This window comes from Clostridium tanneri, assembly GCF_033659955.1.
In the GTDB taxonomy this organism is placed as follows: domain Bacteria; phylum Bacillota; class Clostridia; order Clostridiales; family Clostridiaceae; genus Clostridium_AM; species Clostridium_AM tanneri.
Genome location: NZ_JARUJP010000060.1, coordinates 1 through 2,120, shown reverse-complemented (window position 1 = coordinate 2,120; position 2,120 = coordinate 1). Strand labels below are relative to the sequence as shown.

General features: G+C 28.2%; 4 protein-coding genes. All 4 read left to right on the top strand.

All coding sequences use genetic code 11. The features are described from left to right. Positions 1-48: 48 nt before the first annotated feature. The 4 genes from P8V03_RS19250 to P8V03_RS18855 all read left to right on the top strand — a co-directional run bounded on the left by P8V03_RS19250 (position 49) and on the right by P8V03_RS18855 (position 2,001). Positions 49-231, top strand: a complete 183-nt coding sequence (locus tag P8V03_RS19250) for a transposase (protein ID WP_428978994.1) — start codon at positions 49-51, stop codon at positions 229-231. A 56-nt stretch (positions 232-287) separates the two neighbouring features. Next, the gene (locus tag P8V03_RS18865; RefSeq protein ID WP_318799356.1) at positions 288-581 is read left to right on the top strand and encodes a hypothetical protein; all 294 of its coding nucleotides are present in this window, start codon (positions 288-290) and stop codon (positions 579-581) included. Position 582: 1 nt separating this feature from the next. After that, positions 583-726, top strand: a complete 144-nt coding sequence (locus P8V03_RS18860) for a hypothetical protein (RefSeq protein WP_318799355.1) — start codon at positions 583-585, stop codon at positions 724-726. A 309-nt stretch (positions 727-1,035) separates the two neighbouring features. Further along, positions 1,036-2,001 carry a glycosyltransferase gene (locus P8V03_RS18855; protein ID WP_318799354.1) on the top strand — a complete coding sequence of 322 codons (966 nt, stop codon included), beginning with the start codon at positions 1,036-1,038 and terminating at the stop codon, positions 1,999-2,001. Positions 2,002-2,120: the final 119 nt, after the last annotated feature.

Sequence of the window (2,120 nt, the reverse complement as noted above, 5' to 3'; positions counted from 1 at the left end):
GTTTTATAATTCATAGTCAGGAAAATTTAAAAATTATTTTGCAAAAAAATCGATTCTCACGCTACGCGTGGCCCGAAAGGGCATGACGAACTTGCATTGTTATATTCATTAGTTGCCATGCAAGTTGAACAAGTTGCTACATTTAAAAAATTAGTCGCTAGACTTAAAACTGACCCAGTATTTAGATATACCTGTGGCTTTAATATTCTATCAAAACACCTTCAGCATTAACTTTTAGTAGCTTTTCAGCTAAAGTTTCAAGCAGTCCATCTTTAGAAGATGACTTTTTGAATTTAGTGAAAAGAGGAAAGTCATTAGGTATAATAGATGTCACTAATGTAGCTATTGATTCTACGAAAATAGATGATTATGAGAAAGCTAAACCTAAATCAAAATTAAAAAATGACGGTAAATCAGCAAACTGGAGCGCCAAACGAGATACCGATAGTAACAAAATATGTTGGCTTGGATATAAGCTTCGCATTTTAGCAGATTGCAAAAGTGAGCTACCATTAAGCGTACTTCTTTCACCAGCAAGTTATAGTGATAGCGAGTTAGCTGTACCATTAATGCAACTTTAGATTGAAAGAACTTTTAAGCGTAGATAACCTGCGTTCAGCAGGTATACACAAAGCTAAAGTAATTGCTATCTTAAATTGTATGGCTTTAGTTGGAGGTACAATTGCAGTTAACCAAAAGTCTAACGACTTAAATAAAGTAGCGTAATATAAGAAAAATTCAAAGTTATCCATAGGTACGATAGTGCCTAGCTTTGCTATACTTGTTTTAACAAGGAACTAATAAAAAGCATCCATAGTTTTCAAATACATGGATATTAATCTAGTAAAAGTAAGATGTATAAATTGTATAAAGTATAAATTTTCAATTATCCAATTTACTTAATTAGAATAGAGAATTATATTTTAGTAGATATAAATTTCATTTGAACCAAACAATTCAATAGGTATATCAAATGTTTGCTACTAGACAGTACATTATCACGGGTAAATTTTATATTAAAGTTAGGTGTATATTATGAAAAATGATGAATTAGTAAGCTTTGTGATTGCAGCTTATAATGTAGAGAAATATATTAAAGAGTGCGTAGATTCATGTCTAAATCAAACTTATTCTAATATACAGGTTTGTATTACAGATGACGGCTCAAAAGATAATACATGGGATATATTGAACAAATATTACTCAAAAGATAACAGAGTAAAGCTAAGTAAGTTTGATAAAAATAGAGGAAAGGTAGCAGCATATAATAATTCTGTAGAAATGGCGAGTGGAAAATATATTGCTGTACTAGGTGCTGATGATATAAGTTTTAAGTATAGAATAGAGGAGCAAATAAAATATATGAAACAAAGTCGATCTATATCATTAGTATATGGAGATCTTGAAGTAACTGATGAAAAACTGAATAAAATAAAAGTATTATGCAGTGATTTTATAGAAGATAAAGAGGAAAGACTTAAAAAGTTATTAAATAATAATATTATTTCTGGAGGGACGATGTTGGTTAACTCCAAGTTTAAAGATATTATTTTTCCAGTACCTAACAAATTATTGTTTGAAGATTGGTGGATAGCTTTTATTGCTAATTACTATGGAGATATTGTGAAAGTTAATAAACCACTAATTAAGTATAGGCAACATTCCAAGAATGATAACGGGAGTTTTAATAAAAGTATACCGCAAGTTATAAATTTGATGAAAAGGGATTATAAAAGACACTTTAATTATTACGAACACTTTAAAGATTTTATAAATAGAAAAGTAGAAGATGATATAAAAAGAAAGTTATATAATGATATAATTAGTTATAACAGTTTAAAAAGAGAATTTATATTATCAAAAAATTTATTTGAGAGAATAAGAATCAAAAAAAAATATAGATACTTAAAAATAAATAGTAAAAATCTCATCTATTTTTTATTTGGAGATAACATAATAAAGGGAAAGTTATATATTAAACGTGTTTTAAGACTGTCTTAGGAATAAATATATGGCTGAGTAATTTATTGTATGACACATGTAAGTAATAACTATTACCAACTTCTAAGGAATACAGGAGGGAAGAAATGTCACAGTTAAAAGATGAATTAATGAAAAAG

Bases quoted from the DNA above. Each gene is read 5' to 3' on its own strand.
- P8V03_RS18855 (WP_318799354.1), top strand. From the start codon at position 1,036: ATGAAAAATGATGAATTAGTAAGCTTTGTGATTGCAGCTTATAATGTA.